The following is a 15,879-nucleotide window of genomic DNA, read 5'->3' as shown; positions in this document are numbered from 1 at the left end:
GATCACCGCCCGCAAGGGCTGACCCGTCCGGGCGGCGCACACGCTCGACGGCCCGGGGCCGCACGGTGAATCCCACCGCGCGGCCCCGGGCCGTTGTCCGGCCGTACCCCCTGTCCGTCACCTTCTCAGCCGTCACCTTTCACCCGTTCGGCCCAGCCCTTAGTCGGGTGAGAGGAGCCGAACAAGGCTGAGGGCGAATCGACGATGTTCGCAGCCGTTCCGGTTCCGCGTGCGCGGCCGGTGGCCGCGACGGACGGGAGCTGTTCGCCATGACCTACACGCCCAAGGGCGCCACGCCCGCCACCGCCGCGGCGAACCGCGCAGCAGTGACCGGGTACGACATGGACGACCGGCAGGACTTCACCGACCGCGACCGGGGCTTCGTCGCGCCCTTCCCCGACAAGCTGTACGCGGCGGACGGACGGGTGATCTTCGATTCCTCCCGGTACGACTACCTCGCCGACGACGCGCCCGCGCCGGACACCGTGCATCCGAGTCTGTGGCGGCAGTCGCAGCTGATCCGCGAGGGCGGCCTGTACAAGGTCGTGGACGGTGTCCACCAGGTGCGCAACAACGACATCGCCAACCTCACGGTCATCGAGGGGGACACCGGTCTGGTGGTCGTCGACTGCATGGCCTCGGTCGAGGCCGCGCGCCAGGGCATGGGCATGATCCGCGAGCATGTCAGCGACAAACCCGTCGCAGCCGTGATCTACACCCACACCCACATCGACCACTACGGCGGCGTCAAGGGTGTGGTGAGCGCCGAGGACGTGGCCTCCGGCAAGGTCCCCATCATCGCTCCGGGCACGATCTCCTCGTTCGACAAACACGCGATCGGTGAGAACGTGATCGCCGGCAACGCCATGTCCAGGCGGGCCTCGTACGCGTTCAACAGTCTCCTCGACCCAGGTCCTGACGGTTGCGTCACCTGCGGCATCGGGATCGCCACCGTGCCCGGTGTGACGGTCTCGTACCTCTCACCGACCGACCCCGTCACCGAGACCGGCACAAAGCGGGATCTCGGCGGACTCGAGTTCGAGTTCCTGTACGCCCCCGACACGGAGGCGCCCGAGGAGATGCACATCTGGATCCCGCAACTCGGTGCGCTGACCTGCGCGGAGAACGCGAACCACTCGCTCCACAACATCCAGACGCTGCGCGGTGCGCGGACCCGCGACGCGCGCAACTTCGCCCGCTACCTCGACGAGACGCTGGAGCGCTGGGGCGACGACGTGCGGGTGCACTACGGTCCCCACACCTGGCCGGTCTGGGAGAACCGGCAGGTGACGGCCTTCCTGGAGTCGCAGCGCGACACGTACAAGTATCTCCACGACCAGGCGCTGCGGCTGGCCAACAAGGGCTACACACCTCTTGAGGCGGCGGAGGAGATCGAACTGCCCGAGGAGCTGGGGCGCAAGTGGTTCAACCGCGGCTACCACGGCACCCTGCACCACGACGTGCGCGCGGTGTTCACCAAGGAGCTCGGCATGTGGGACGGCGACCCGGTCTCCCTGCACCCCCACCCGCCGGTCGAGGCCGCCCGCCGCTTCGTCGGCCTGATCGGTGCCGAGAAGATCATGGATGAGGGGCGGCGCGCCCTGGCAGGTGCCGACTACCGCTGGGCCGCGCAGATCCTGCACACCCTGGTCTTCGCCCAGCCGGAGAACCGGGCCGCCCGTGAACTCCAGGCCGACGCCTACGAGCAGATGGGCTACCAGGCCGAGGGGCCGCAGTGGCGCGGCATCTTCCTCACCGCCGCCATGGAGCTGCGCCAGGGAATCCAGCCGGCCACGTTCGCCACCGCCAGTCCGGACACGATCCTGGCCATGCCCATCGACATCCTCTTCGACTACGCCGCCGTGCACCTCATCGGCGAGAAGGCCGCGGCGGCCGAGCTGCGCATCGACTTCCGCTTCACCGACCTCGACGAGACCTGGACCATGTGGGTCGCCCGCGGTGTCCTGAACGCCCGCCGGGGAGCGCATCCCGACACCCTGCTCACCGTCTCCGGTCCCAAGGCCGCGCTGGTCGCCGCGCTGCTGAAGCCGGCGGCCGCGCCGGACATGGCGGCCGGCGGGCAGATCACGCTCGACGGTGACGATGCCGCGCTGCGGACTCTCGCCGGTCTCCTCGACACGTTCGATCCGGACTTCCCCGTGGTCACACCGTGAGAGCCGGACTCACGTCCTGACACGGCTGCCGGGACCCGCGACGCGGCGGGCCCCGGCGGTCACCCGGTCACCGGTACGGCCGGATCCGTCCCCGTCGGGGGATCAGCCCAGCAGCTCCTCGACGAGGTCGGCGGCCCGAGAGGTGCCGCCCTCGGCACGCGTCCCGGCCCGCAGCCGTGCCGAGCGGCGGGCGACCCGGGGATCGGTGACGAGCCCGGTCAGCGCGGTGCGCAGGGCCTCGGCCGTGGCGTCCTCGGTGTCGATGCGGCGGGCGACACCCAGTTCCACGAGCCGGTCGGCGTTCATGAACTGGTCGGCGGCCTGCGGGACGGCGATCATCGGCACTCCGGTGTACAGCCCTTCGGCGCTGCCGCCCATGCCGGCGTGGGTGACGAAGGCGTCGGCCTGCTCCAGGATCGCGAACTGCGGTACCCAGGAGTGCACTTCGACGTTGCCCGGGATCGTTCCCAGTTCCGCCCGGTCGGTGTGCCTGCCGATCTGGAGCACGACGTGCCAGCCGGGCAGGTCGCCGTACGCGGCCAGGCACCGGCGGTAGAACTCGGGCCGGTCGGTGTACGCCGAGCCCAGCGAGATCAGCAGCACGCGCTCCGCGTCATCGGGCCGGGTCCAGGTCTGCTCGGCGGCCCGTCCGGCGAAGCAGGGGCCGACGAACGTCACCGTGTCCGTGTCGACGTCCTCGCCGTGCGGCTGCATCGCCCGGGGGATCAGGGCGAGGGTGTGCGCGGGCCGCCCGCAGAAGGTGTCCATGTCGGTGGTGGACGCGCCGCAGCCGGCGAGCCACTGGGTGAACCTCGCCCGGTACGCGTCGGCGCCCGGCATCGCCCACAGGTGCGCTGCCACGTCCTGCTCGTACCCCTTCCAGGCGACGAGGGCGGGGGACAGCTGCATGAGCGGGCGCTTCTGCGACTCGGCCAGCGCACGCGCCGCGTACGCGCCGATGTCGTACAGGTAGAGGTCGGCGGGGTCCTCGTCGTAGAAGGCCCGCAGTTGCGGGAGGGCCTGCACGGCGTCGTCGAGGAAGAGGCCCATCGCGCCGATGGCGTCGTCGGGCCAGCTGTTGTCGGCGACCGGCAGGACGGAGCCGTAGGGGACGAACTCGGCGCCGGTGGCCTCGATCCGGTCGGCCACCGCCGGGTCGTTGGCGTACGTCACCCGGTGGCCGCGGGCCACCAGTTCACGGATGACCTCAAGGCTCGGCAGGACATGGCTGACGGCGGGAATGCCGACCATGGCGATGTGGGAACGGCGACGTGACATGGAAGATCACTCGATTCAGGTCTGCGGCGAAAAGGACACGGCGGACCCGCGCGTCGGCCGCTCCGCCGGGGATGGCGGGTCGTGGGCGCGCGCGGGGCATGCCGGACGGAGACGGGGCGCTGCCCCGTCCCGCGTCAGCCGTAGAGCTGCTTGAATTCCATGCGGACGACGTTAACCGCTGCCGGGCCCCGCCGCACATGGGTTTCGGCCGGTCATGGCACGGCCGCCGTCACTCGGAAGGGGCGGCTGCTTCGAGCGCGTCGATGGTGCCCGACATGATCGTGCGGACGTGGGTGGTGATGTGTTCCGCCGGCCAGTCCCACCAGGCAACGGCCAGCAGCCGGGCGATGTCGTCGTCGTCGTAGCGGGTGCGCAGAAGGCGGGCCGGGTTGCCGCCGACGATCCCGTAGTCGGGCACGTCCCCGGTGACCACCGAGCCGGTGCCGATGATCGCTCCGTTCCCGATCCGCACCCCGGGCAGCACGGTGACACCGTGGCCGAACCAGACGTCGTGGCCGACGACGGTGTCGCCCCGGTTCGGCAGCCCGGTGAGGAGGTCGAAGTGATCGGCCCACGAGCCGCCCAGGGTGGGAAAGGGAAAGGTCGAGGGACCGTCCATACGGTGGTTGGCGCCGTTCATGATGAACCGCACCCCCGTGCCCAGGGCGCAGAATCTGCCGATGACCAGCTTCTCCGGACCGTAGTGGTAGAGGACGTTGCGCGTCTCGAACGCGGTGGCGTCGTCCGGGTCGTCGTAGTACGAGTACTCCCCGACCTCGATCAGCGGGGACTTCACCAGGGGTCCGAGCTGCACCACCCTGGGCTGCTCGGGCATCGGGTGGAGCACGGTCGGGTCGGCCGGTACGGGCATGTGCGCGGGTTCCTTCACGGGTGGCGGACGGGGACCGCGTCCCATGATCGCGCCACCGCGTCCGTCACGACACCGGTTTGCCGTGACCGGGATCCGGAACCACGGCTGCCGGGGCGGACCGGAGTCCGCCCGGCAGTCCGGGCCCGGCCCCGGGGGCCGGAACCGTCAGGGCGCCGGGACGTCAAGACGTCGGGACACCACGGCATCGGGACGCCGGAAGGTCAGGACGTCAAAACGTCACGGCTGGATCGGCATCGTCCAGCAGTTGGAGTTGGTGCTCTTGCCCGAGAGACGGTCGGTCATCCAGGAGATCGCGTCACCCTGGTCGGTGATCAGCGGGACCAGGTGGTTGGTCAGGAGCTTGTCGCCGAGGTTCGGCAGCACGATGGCGTCGTAGGTGACGTCGGCGCCCTTGCGGCACCAGTCCACGGCCAGTTGGCGCGCCTGGGCGTGAGGCACGATGTCGTCCTGCACACCGGTGGCCAGGCGCACCGGACCGGTGGGCTTCAGCGTGCCGATGCGCTGCCTGTCGAGGGCTGCCTGCGCCTTGGGCTCGGCGGCGATGACATCACCGAGGGACTTGCCGCTGGTGGTCCACTTGGTGCTCTTGGTGAAACCGAAGCCGAAGATCGCATCGCCGACGCACATGGTCGAGGCGTCCTTCAGCGCGGCCCGGCCCGCGTCGTTGACATTGGCCTCGACGACGTCCCGCACATCGGGGTCGGCCTGGGCGAAGCCGTTGATCGACCAGGCGAGGGCGCCGGCGAGCGCGCTGCCGTCGATGCCCTTCATGGTCGCGGTCAGGTCGGCGGGCGGCGCACCGGCGTAGGTGCCGGAGAGCTTGACGTCGGGTGCGTAGACCGGCTGGAGTTCGGCCGCTGCCGCGCTGGCTCCGCCGCCCTGGCTGTAGCCGTACAGACCGGTGCGCGAGTCGGGCGTGATCGAGGTGCCGGGCAGCTGGTGCGCGGCGCGGGCCGCGTCCAGCAGGGCGTGGCCCTGGTCGAGCCGGTTGACGTAGGTGTGGAGCCGGTCGGTCGTGCCGAGGCCGACGTAGTCGGTGACCACGACGGCGACGCCGGCCGAGAGCAGCCGGTAGATCGCCAGGGTCTCGTAGCCGACCGACACGGTCTCACCGCTCAGGTTCAGCGGGTACTGGAGGGTCATGGAGGGCGCGCACTGGTCGCCCTGGCCCACGGTTCCCGAGGCCAGCGCCACCAGCGGACGCGGGCCGGAGCCCTTCCAGGCGGCCGACGGTTCGATGTAGGCGCCGGTCACCGCGACGGCCTGTCCGGCCGAGTCGGTGGAGCGGTACATCAGCCGGGTCGCGGTGCCCGGCATCGGGCGCCCGTCCAGGCCCGGCAGGCTCAGCCCGAGCGGCAGTGGCTCGTGGCGGATCACCGTGCCGTTGGCGGCGGGCAGTTCGGCCGGCGGGTTGTAGAAGTCGGGGATGGTGACCCCGCGGGACACCACGGGCTGCGACCCGTCGGTGGCGGACGCGGGTGCGGCGTACGCGGCCACACAGGCCGCCGCGGTCACGGCGACGGCTGCCGCGCGCATGGCACCGGGGCGTGGCCCGCGGGTGCGGGACGTCGTGGGGAAGGTGGACAGCGAACGGGCGCTCTTGCGGCTCACAGCTCACTCCTCGCTCTGCTCGGAATGCGGGTGAACGCAAGCTAGCAGCGACTCTTACCGAAGGTAACCCGTCAGTAAGTTACGCTGTGGTAACTGCCGGATCCGGGCTGGTCAACGACGACGGCACACCTCGTCCCGGGCCCCCCGTAACCACGCAGCCACCCCCAGACACACCGGCCGGAACTCCGAATCCCGCCCCACGTCCGCAGCAATGGCTCAACACGCCACCATCAGGCCATGGCCGAATATGAACCGTCCTCGGATCACATGGACCGTCAACACCACGCGCATAAAAGCGAGATGGAGGATCCGCCCGAGGTGCGGCCCCCCACAAGCAACCGTCGATCCGACGAACACCCTTGCAGCACAACAGACTTGGAAGGTCCGGCCACTGACGTACAAGCAACGGGAATGCCTCCATTACCGGCGGCCCGGAAATTCGATGATCCCTCAACACAGTCACAAGGCCTACGACTTCATCACAATGCCCCCCATCAGGCACTGGGGCCCGTGCGCAACACGGCCCACTCCAACTAGAGTCCTGTCATGCCCACCTCGCCGGCCTTACGCTCGGATCGCCGGCAGTCGGCCGACTCCTGCTTTCCTGCCCCGCAGGACACCTCTGTTCCAGCCGGAAACGGCGGCGCACGGCCTCGTGTGAACTCCCCGAAGGCCCCTGTGCGCACAGGCGTCCTCGACCCCGGCCACGAGGAGTCGACCCCGGGCAGACCTCGGCGCAAACCGGCGCGCGCGCCGAATTCCGCCATCTCGCCGATCCCCCTGATTCCCTTCCCCTCCCGCGTGGACGGCGGCAGGGCACTCGGCGGACTTCTCATCCCTCGTCCGGTGCCGGTCCTCCCCTCCCCCACGGCCGGCCCCGGCAGTCAACAGACCCCGAAACCCGGGCACTACGGAGTACAGAAACGATGGAACCCCACCCCCGCAACGAGCAGTCCGGCCCCACCGGCGGCATACGCACCGGCACCGTCTCTCCGATTCCCGTGAGGGCCTGATGACCGAACTGATACTGATCGTGGCCGCGTTGGCGGCCGGTGCCGGTGCGACGCTCTACTTCCATCGCAAGGCCCGCGCCCAGCGGCGCCGTGCGGACGGGCTCCAGCAGCACGTGGAACAGCTCGGACAGCAAGCACGCGCGGCCGAGCAGTTCGCCGCGTACATCGCGCAGACCGTCATTCCGGCCGCCGCGGCACACACCCGGGCCGGACAGACGTACCAGCCCGACCTGGCCGTGCCGCCCCAGCTGGCGCACACCCAGATGGCGAGCGCTCTCTCCACGGTCGCGGGAGAAGCCTGCTCGGCCATCGGCCGGACCCGGCAAGTGGCGCAGAACGCCGCGCAGGACCAGCTCGCTCAGGTCTGGACGGAAGCCGAGCAGCGCATCGCCCAGGCGCGGCAGGAGTCGGTGGACGTGGCACGGGCCGCGGTACGCGCCTTCGCCTCCAGCACGGTCCAGCGGGCCGCGAAGCTGAGCAGCGCGATCAGCGCCGGCGTGCGCCGCCATGTCTCGGACGAGGCGTACGCCACGCTGGTCGAGATGGATCACCTGGCCCAGCAGATGCTGCTCACCGCGTCCGGGTACGGCGTCCTGGCCGGTGACAAGCTTTCGCGGCGCTGGCCGGCGACCACGCTCACCGACATCGTCCGCACGGCCATGGGCCGGGTCGAGGGTTATCAGCGCATCCAGCACACGGACCTGGAGTCCTTCGCTGTCCAGAGCCGGGCCGTGGAAGCCGTCGTCCACACCCTGGCGGTGCTGCTGGACAACGCGCTCCGGTACTCGCCGCCGAACGCCCGGGTGCACGTCTCGCTGGAGCACGGGGCGAACGCGGCCTTCCTCGTCGTGGACGATGCCGGACTGCGCATCGAGGACGAGCGGCTGAACTGGGCGCGCGAGGTGATGTCCGGCAAGCAGCGGGACGACATCACGCAGCTCGGGGCCTATCCGCAGACCGGACTGCGGGTCGCGTCCGTCCTCGCCGACCAGTACGGCTTCCGCGTCGAACTGACGGCGCCCAACATGTACGGCGGCACCCGCGCGATCATCGTGCTCCCGCAGGCCCTGCTGACGACGCCCCAGCCCCCGCGGCCTTCGTCCGTGCACAGCGTGCCGGCCCCCCGTCAGGTCCCCGCGCCGGAGGCCGAGCCCGTGCCGGCGCCGTCGGCCACGTCCACCACGGCAAGCGGCCTCACCGTCCGCCGGCGTACCCCGCGCCCCGCCCACGAGACGGGCCCCGCCGCCGGGACACGTCCGGCCCCCGCCGCCGTGGATCCGGGCACCCCCGCCGTGGCCGCCGCGTGGATGGCAGGCAGCCGCCGCAGCCGGGACAACCAGAACACCGCCAGCACTGACGAAGGACGTTGATCATGTCGGACACCCACTCGAACGCCCTGGGCTGGCTGCTTGACGAGCAGCTGGGATCCGTGGAGGGCGTCCGGTACGCCGTGCTGATGAGCGGCGACGGCCTGCTCAAGGCCCGGACCGAGACCATCGGACAGGAGGACGGCGAGAAGCTGGCCGCCCTGACCGCATCGCTTCGGGCCTCGGGCAGGGCGTGGGACGACTTCACCGGTGGGCAGGGCGTGCGCCAGCAGCTGATCGAGAGCGTCGAGCGGATCGGCCTGACGACGGCGGCAGGTCAGAACACGATGCTCTCGGTCGTCACCACGGGACCCCACGCCGATGTCGGTCTGATCAGCCACCACATGGCCCTGCTCGTGGTGCGTCTGGGCGAGCAGCTCGGCACCACGGAACGCAGGCCGGTCCTCCAGCCGGACGGAGGGACCGCGGCATGACCGGGCCGCGGCACGACCCGGACATGGTGAGGCCCTATATCCGCACGGGCGGACGGGTCCGCCCGCGCCAGAACGTCCTTCTGGAGAGCGTGGTCATCGCCGCGTCCAGCCCCACCGGCGAGCTGGGGCCCGATACCCGTCGGGTGATGAGCCTGTTCTCCGTGGGCCACGGAGGGCTGGCCGTCGCGGACATCGCCGCCGCGCTCCAGCTGCCGCCCTCCACCATCCGGATCCTCGTCTCCTCGCTCATGGACAGCGGCCATCTGGCCAGCCCGGTGGCCGCTGCGAACGACCAGCCCGAAAACGACCTCCTGCAGAAGGTGCTTGATGGACTGCGAGAACTGGTCTGACACGTCCGACGCCGTCTCGTACGTGCCGGCCACGGTGACCCGGTCCGCCAAGATCGTGATCGCCGGCGGATTCGGCGTCGGCAAGACGACCTTCATCGGCAGCGTGTCCGAGGTGCGGCCGCTGCGGATGGAGGAGCCGATCACCGAGGACAGCGTCGGGATCGACGATCTGCGCGGTACTCCGAAGAAGACCACGACGACCGTGGGCATGGACTTCGGCCGTATCCACCTGGCCGGCGGCGCCCTTGCGCTGTACCTGTTCGGACTCCCCGGACAGGTCCGCTTCCAGCCCCTGTGGGAGGACCTCGCACAGGGCGCTCTCGGCTGTCTGGTCCTGGCCGACACCCGGGACCTCGACGCCAGCCACGGGGCGCTGAGCCTGCTGGAGGGCGAGGGCATCCCGTACGCCGTCGCGATCAACGCCTTCCCCGAGGCGCCCGTCTACGACCTCGACGAACTGCGCCAGGCACTCGCCCTGGAGCCTCACACGCCGCTGACCACCTGCGACGCACGTGACCGCACCTCCTCCCTCCATGCCCTGATCACGCTCACGGAGTACCTGATCTCGCACCGTGAAGCCCTCTCCCTGGAGCCCACGTCATGACCTTCACCAGCTCCGTGCCCACGGTCGCACCGGGCAGGGTCTCTCTGTACGATCCGGGCTTCGCCGCCGACCCGCACGCCGCCTACGAGCGGATGCGCAGGACCTACGGCCCTCTGGTACCGGTCGAGTTGTCGCCCGGTATCCCGGCCACGCTGGTGATCGGCTACCTCCAGGCCCGCCGCATCCTCAACGACCCCATGTACTTCCCGCCGGACCCACGCGTCTGGGAGCAGCAGGTGCCGGCCTCGTGCCCGGTGCGGCCGATGATGGAGTGGCGGCCCAACGCCCTGCGCAACGGCGGTGCGGAGCACGCCCGTTACCGGGCGGCCAACACCGCCGGCATCAACGCCGTCGACCAGCACCGGCTGCGCGTCCAGGTGGAGAAGATCGCCGCGGAGTCCGTGGGGGAATTCCTCACCACCGGCAGCGCCGATCTGCTCACGCAGTACGCCTGGCCGATCGCCTTCCGGGTCCTGAGCGCGCTGCTGGGCTGCCCCGACGAGATCGGAGCCCGTATCGCCGACGGAATGGCGCGCATCTTCGACACCACCGACGCCCATCAGGGCAACCAGATCCTCGGCCAGGCACTCGCCGACCTCGTCGCCCTGCGCCGGAGCGATCCCTCCGACGACATCACCACGCGCCTCCTGGCCCACCCGGCGGGACTGACCGACGAGGAGATGAGCCACCAGCTCGTCACTCTCTACGGCGCCGGTATCGAGCCCCTGACCAACCTCATCGCCAACACCCAGCTGAAGATCCTCACCGACGAGGACTTCTCCGCCGGACTGCACGCGGGCCAGTCCACGGTGCGCGACGCGCTCGACACCGTCCTGTACACCGACCCGCCGATGGCGAACTACTGCATCACCTATCCGCCCTATCCCGCGGACATCGACGGATTCCTGCTCCCGGCCCATCAGCCCGTCGTCATCTCCATGGCGGCCTGCAACAACGACCCCGAACTCACCCAGGGGCCGGCCGGGATCTCGGGCAACCGCGCCCATCTGGCCTGGAGCATCGGCCCGCACACCTGCCCGGCCCGCTCGCACGCCTATCTCATCGCCGAGACCGCGGTCACCTATCTGCTCGACGCCCTGCCGGAGATGGACCTCGCCGTCCCCGCCGCCGAACTCCGCTGGCGTCCCGGTCCCTTCCACCGTGCCCTGGAATCGCTCCCCGTCCGTTTCTCCACCGCTCGCTGAAAGAGAGACACCATGCCCGATCAGCCCCTGCTCGTCCTCGATCCCACCGGATCCGACCGCCATGCCGAGTACCAGGCCCTGCGCGACCGGGGTCCGGCAACCCGGGTGGACGTCCTCGGTGTGACCGCGTGGTCGGTCACCGACCCGGCGCTCCTGAAGGAGCTCCTCACCAGCCCGGAGGTCTCCAAGGACGCCCGCGCCCACTGGCCGGCCTTCGAAGAGACCGTGGCCACCTGGCCCCTCGCCCTCTGGGTCGCCGTCAGCAACATGTTCACCGCCTACGGAGGCGACCACCGCCGGCTCCGCCGTATGGTGGCTCCGGCGTTCAGCGCCCGCCGCATCCAGGACCTGCGTTCGTCGGTGGAGAAGGCTGTCGTCACACTTCTCGACGGTCTCGACGCCCGGCCGGCCGGTGAGGTGGCCGATCTGCGCAAGGAGCTCGCCTACCCGCTGCCGATCGCGGTGATCGGCCAGCTCATGGGGGTCCCCGAGTACCAGCTCGACGGCTTCCGCGCCCTGGTCGACGGCGTCTTCGACACCACCCTCACCATCGAGCAGGCCACGGCGAACACGGCGGCGCTGTACGAGGCCCTCAACGGACTGATCGCGGCCAAGCGCGAGGCTCCCGGCGACGACATGACCTCGCTCCTCATCGCCTCCCGCGACGACGAGGGGGACGGCGGCGGCCTCACCGACGACGAACTGCGCGACACACTCCTGCTGATGATCTCCGCCGGATACGACACCACCGTCAACGTGATCGACCAGGCCATCACCGCCCTGCTGGCCGATCCCGCGCAACTGGCCCATCTGCGGGCGGGCCGCGCCGACTGGAACGGCGTCGTCGAGGAGACCCTCCGGCACGAGCCCGCCGTCAAGCACCTTCCGATGCGCTTCGCACTGGCGGACATCCCGCTGCCCGACGGACAGCGGATCGCCAAGGGCGAGGCGATCCTCGCCTCCTACGCCGCCGCCAACCGGCACCCCGGCACGCACGGTGAGTCCGCGGAACTCTTCGACGTCACCCGGCCGTCGAAGGAGCACCTGGCCTTCGGCCACGGCGTCCACTTCTGCCTCGGTGCCCCGCTCGCCCGTCTGGAGATCGCGACCGCGCTCCAGCAGTTGTTCGAGCGGTTCCCGGAGGCCGAACTCGCGGTTCCCGCAACCGAACTGCTGCCGCTGCCCTCCCTGATCAGCAACGGGCACCAGACCCTTCCGGTGCGTCTGCGCCCGGCCGCAGGCTGACCCCACAGCGAAGGAAGCGCTTCACCGCATCGGGCGCCGGAATGCGACGGGCCCCCACCACACCGTGGTGGGGGCCCTCCCCGTCCCGGCGCCCGATGCGGTGTCCGGACGTGGGCGTCTGGCCCGGAATTCGCGCGTGGGGCGCCGGCCCGGAGCGGTGGCCCGCGCGTCGACCGTTGACAGCGCACTGCCCCCGTGCCACCTTTCGAAGCGCTTCGACGATCGTGGCGGTCCGGCAAGCAGCCGTCCCGCCACCCGGCCACACCCTGGGACGGACATGGCACTCTTCGACAACCCCGTGATACCCGGCTTCAGTCCGGACCCGAGCATCTGCCGGGTGGGCGACGACTACTACGTGGCGACCTCCAGCTTCGAGTACGTGCCCGGGGTGCCCCTGTGGCACAGCCGCGACCTGGTGAACTGGCGGCTGATCGGGCACGCGCTGGGCCGTCCCGACCAGTTGGAGCTGGCGGATTCAGCCCCGGCCTCGTGCGGTGTGTACGCGCCCACGCTGCGCCACCACGACGGCAGGTTCTGGATGATCACGACCGTGGTCGACGGCGTGGGCAACCTCCTGGTGACCGCGGAGGACCCCGCCGGGCCGTGGTCGCAGCCGGTTCCGGTCGGCATCCCCGGCATCGACCCCGATCTGGCCTGGGACGAGGACGGCACCTGCTGGTGCGTGTACTCGAACGACGGCATCCGCGGCGTGCGCCTCGACCCGGAGACGGGTGAAGTGCTGAGTGAGCCCGTGGCGTTGTGGTCGGGCAGCGGGCTCCAGTACCCCGAGGGACCGCACCTGTACCGGATCGGCGACTGGTGGTATCTGCTGCTGTCGGAGGGCGGCACCGAACGCGGCCACGCGATGTCGGTCGCCAGGGCCCGCAGCCTGCCCGGCCCGTTCGAACCGCACCCGGACAATCCCGTGCTCTCCCACCGCAGCACCGGCCACCCCGTACAGAACATCGGCCACGGGGATCTCGTACAGGCGCACGACGACACCTGGTGGATGGTGCTGCTCGGCACCCGGCCCCGCGGTGACACACCGAAGTACCACGGTCTGGGCAGGGAGACGTTCCTCGCGCCGGTCCGCTGGGAGGACGGGTGGCCGCTGCCGGGACCGGTGCAACTGCGGGCCGAGGCCCCGGCCCTGACACCGCACCCGTGGCCGGACGCGGCGGTGGTGGACGACTTCGACTCCCCCGCGCTCGCCCCGTACTGGGTGTCGCCGAGGCGGCAGGACCCCGACGCCGTCCGCCTCGACGAGCGGCCGGGGCACGTGGTGCTGCACGCGCGTGCGGAGAGCCTCGACCTGCCCGGCGCGCTCTTCGTGGGACGCCGCCAGCAGGACCCCGACTGCACCGCCCGTACGCGCGTCGACGTGTCCCCCGGCGGCCTGGGCGGGCTCGCCGTACGGATCGACGAGGCGCACCACTACCGGGTGGAGACGGACGGCTCCGGCACCGTCCAGGTCGTCGCCCGGATCGGCCCGCTGTGCCACACCGTCGCGGAACTCACCGTGCCGCCGGGCCCTTTGACCCTGCGGATCGACGTGACCACCGACGTGGTCCTGCCTCCCTCCGTCACGGCCCCGGGGGAAACGGCACCGCCCGGCCTCCGCGTCGGCGGCCCCGACACCCTGCACCTGGGGTACGAGACGGCCGACGGCGGCTTCGAGATCCTGGCCGCGCTCGACGGCCGCTATCTCACCACGGAGGTGACGGGAGGCTTCACCGGCCGGGTCGTCGGCATGTACGCGACCCGGGGCAGCGCCGCCTTCGACTGGTTCGGCCTGGGCCCGGCCTGACACCGGGGGCCGGGCGCGCGCCCAGGAAGGGGCGCGCGGTCAGCCCGCCGCCGGGGGCCGACGCTCAGTTCTGGTTGACCGGCCAGACGGCCGCCGGGTCGCAGTGGGCCGGACACGCCAGCAGGTAGACCTCGTTGCCGAGGAACATTCCGTAGGTGTCGGGCCGCACGCTGTAGGGCTGCTCCGGCAGACCGGGGCGGACCGCGAATTCCATGCCTTCCGGCACCTGGCAGAGATACTCCAGACCGGTGCCGCAGGCGCACGTGAAGTACTCGGGTTCCTGCGCCCAGGACGGAGTGCCGCCCACCTTGAAGGACTGGGCTCCGATCCCGAGTGAGTCGGGGGTGTCGACGAGGGGCCGCAGCGTCAACGGCAGTGCGCATACGGCTGGTTCGGGCTCCGCGGTCGCATGATCCGCCTGCCGCTGGAGCAGGACGCGCCAGAAGGGCCCGGGGTAGGGCGGCTGCGGAGCGTCCCAGAACCGGGGCACGAGCAGATCTCCGGCGAACTCGGGCTCGGACGCGTCGTTGTGCGCACGGCAGTGGAACACCAGCAGATGGTCACCGGCGAACGGCCCCTGGTCCGCGGGCACATCGAGCTGGAACAGCAGAGCCAGCCTCTCCCCGCAGAAACACCTGGGCCACTCCTGTCCGGCGTCGAGGAAGGGCCAGCCACCGGCGGAGTCACGCGCCGGCCGCTCCAGCGGATCGGCTCCGACCTCGATGGTGTGGGCGGGCCGCGCGGCCCACGCATTCGTAAGATCCTGTCCGTCCATCCGCTCACCCTAGGGCCGTCCTCCGACAGTTGATCCAGGTCCGGCGCCTCCGGCCGGCGAAGGGCCCGGCCACGATGTCCGGCCTGTCCCGGATCTGCCGGACGGACGCGGATTCCGCGTCTGTGAGGACGGTGGATTCCGCCGCCACGCCGGGGGTCGACGCGATATGCTGATGCAGATAGTGCAAGTGGATTGCAAAATGAGGAGGGGCATGGCTACTCGGTCGACCGACGCCGGGACGAACCAGAGCGTCGAACGAGCAGTCTCGGTGCTGCGCGCACTCGATTCCGGCCGCGCCGAACTGCGCGTCTCCGACGTCGCCGATCTCACCGGTCTCGGCTCATCCACCACGTCCCGCCTGCTGTCCACCCTCGAACGGCTCGACATGGTCGAACGCGACCCTGTCAGCAACCTCTACCGTCTCAGCCTCGGCATCCTCCCCCTGGCCGCGACCGCCACCAACCGTCACCCCGTCCACCGTGCCGCCCGCATGGTGCTCCAGGACCTCGCCACCCGCACCGGGCTGGGAGCGAACGTGGCCGTCCGCCGCGGTACCGAGCTGATGTTCCTGTGCAACTTCGAGGGGACGCGCGCCCCGAAGTCCTACACACAGGCCGGACACAGCGCCCCGCTGCACGCCACCAGCATCGGCAAATGCCTCCTCACCGGCCTCACGCCCAAGGAACGCCGCACGCTGCTTCCCGAACCGCTCGTGGCACACACCGACTACACGACCACCAGCCACGACCTGCTCGACGCCGAGATCGACACCGTGCGCCGTACCGGTTACGCCGTCGAGGCCGAAGAACGCGCCCTGGGCCGCGCCTCCCTCGCCGCCCCGGTCCGCGACGCCTCGGGGGACGTCGTGGCCGCCATCTCCCTGTGGGGCCCCACCTCCCTCCTCGGCAGCCACGCCGAGACGGAGGGGCAGCGCCTCGCCCTGACCCGCGAGGTCATCGAAGCCGCCGACGCCATCAGCCAGGCGCTCGGCGCTCTCTGAGGCCACCGGCCGGGCGCCGGGCGCCTCCGGTGGCCGGACGCCCGAAAAGGGGCCCGTCGCAGGTCGGACGACCTGCGACGGGCCCCTTTCGCCGTGCGCGCAGGGCGTGTTCCGGCAGTGGCGC

At 70.8% G+C, this 15,879-nt stretch carries 13 protein-coding genes; 9 read left to right on the top strand and 4 right to left on the bottom strand.

Annotated features, from left to right (window positions below):
• Positions 1-269 precede the first annotated feature (269 nt).
• Positions 270-2,174: an alkyl/aryl-sulfatase gene (locus ACZ4LX_RS20700; RefSeq protein WP_467641169.1), complete on the top strand. Its 1,905-nt coding sequence runs from the start codon at positions 270-272 to the stop codon at positions 2,172-2,174.
• Between the two features lie 102 nt (positions 2,175-2,276).
• On the opposite strand, the gene ACZ4LX_RS20695 is transcribed toward ACZ4LX_RS20700, so the two are convergent.
• The 3 genes from ACZ4LX_RS20695 to ACZ4LX_RS20685 form a co-directional block, all read right to left on the bottom strand.
• A complete protein-coding gene (locus ACZ4LX_RS20695) occupies positions 2,277-3,452 on the bottom strand; it encodes a macrolide family glycosyltransferase (RefSeq protein WP_467641172.1) in 1,176 nt (391 codons plus the stop codon).
• Positions 3,453-3,681: 229 nt separating this feature from the next.
• A complete protein-coding gene (locus ACZ4LX_RS20690) occupies positions 3,682-4,323 on the bottom strand; it encodes a CatB-related O-acetyltransferase (protein ID WP_467641175.1) in 642 nt (213 codons plus the stop codon).
• A 237-nt stretch (positions 4,324-4,560) separates the two neighbouring features.
• Entirely contained in the window at positions 4,561-5,955 is a 1,395-nt protein-coding gene (locus tag ACZ4LX_RS20685) for a lipase family protein (RefSeq protein WP_467641178.1), read from the bottom strand.
• A 1,012-nt stretch (positions 5,956-6,967) separates the two neighbouring features.
• Between ACZ4LX_RS20685 and ACZ4LX_RS20680 the strand changes: the two genes are divergently transcribed.
• The 7 genes from ACZ4LX_RS20680 (at position 6,968) to ACZ4LX_RS20650 (ending at position 13,980) form a co-directional block, all read left to right on the top strand.
• Positions 6,968-8,338 (top strand): ATP-binding protein, encoded by a 1,371-nt coding sequence (locus ACZ4LX_RS20680; protein WP_467641181.1) that lies wholly within the window; start codon positions 6,968-6,970, stop codon positions 8,336-8,338.
• A gap of 2 nt (positions 8,339-8,340) precedes the next feature.
• On the top strand, positions 8,341-8,769 hold the full coding sequence (locus ACZ4LX_RS20675) for a roadblock/LC7 domain-containing protein (protein WP_385288594.1): 429 nt from the start codon (positions 8,341-8,343) through the stop codon (positions 8,767-8,769).
• Complete coding sequence (locus ACZ4LX_RS20670; RefSeq protein ID WP_467641184.1) at positions 8,766-9,119, top strand: DUF742 domain-containing protein; 354 nt, start codon at positions 8,766-8,768, stop codon at positions 9,117-9,119. The genes ACZ4LX_RS20675 and ACZ4LX_RS20670 overlap by 4 nt, the downstream gene beginning before the upstream one ends.
• Positions 9,097-9,723 carry a GTP-binding protein gene (locus tag ACZ4LX_RS20665; RefSeq protein WP_467641187.1) on the top strand — a complete coding sequence of 209 codons (627 nt, stop codon included), beginning with the start codon at positions 9,097-9,099 and terminating at the stop codon, positions 9,721-9,723. Before ACZ4LX_RS20670 ends, ACZ4LX_RS20665 begins: the two co-directional genes overlap by 23 nt.
• Positions 9,720-10,928, top strand: coding sequence for a cytochrome P450 (locus tag ACZ4LX_RS20660; RefSeq protein ID WP_467641190.1), 1,209 nt, complete (start codon positions 9,720-9,722; stop codon positions 10,926-10,928). Before ACZ4LX_RS20665 ends, ACZ4LX_RS20660 begins: the two co-directional genes overlap by 4 nt.
• A gap of 12 nt (positions 10,929-10,940) precedes the next feature.
• Entirely contained in the window at positions 10,941-12,173 is a 1,233-nt protein-coding gene (locus ACZ4LX_RS20655) for a cytochrome P450 family protein (protein ID WP_467641192.1), read from the top strand.
• A gap of 277 nt (positions 12,174-12,450) precedes the next feature.
• Positions 12,451-13,980: a glycoside hydrolase family 43 protein gene (locus ACZ4LX_RS20650; RefSeq protein ID WP_467641195.1), complete on the top strand. Its 1,530-nt coding sequence runs from the start codon at positions 12,451-12,453 to the stop codon at positions 13,978-13,980.
• 64 nt (positions 13,981-14,044) lie between these two features.
• Here the strand turns inward: ACZ4LX_RS20650 and ACZ4LX_RS20645 are convergent, their stop codons facing one another.
• On the bottom strand, positions 14,045-14,755 hold the full coding sequence (locus tag ACZ4LX_RS20645; protein ID WP_467641198.1) for a hypothetical protein: 711 nt from the start codon (positions 14,753-14,755) through the stop codon (positions 14,045-14,047).
• Between the two features lie 211 nt (positions 14,756-14,966).
• On the opposite strand from ACZ4LX_RS20645, the gene ACZ4LX_RS20640 reads away from it, so the two are divergent.
• Positions 14,967-15,755, top strand: a complete 789-nt coding sequence (locus ACZ4LX_RS20640) for an IclR family transcriptional regulator (protein WP_467641201.1) — start codon at positions 14,967-14,969, stop codon at positions 15,753-15,755.
• Positions 15,756-15,879 lie beyond the last annotated feature (124 nt).

The sequence above is a fragment of the Streptomyces sp. NPDC026062 genome (assembly GCF_055568375.1).
Note: the sequence above shows the minus strand (reverse complement) of the source record. Positions and strands in the feature narration are given on the sequence as shown.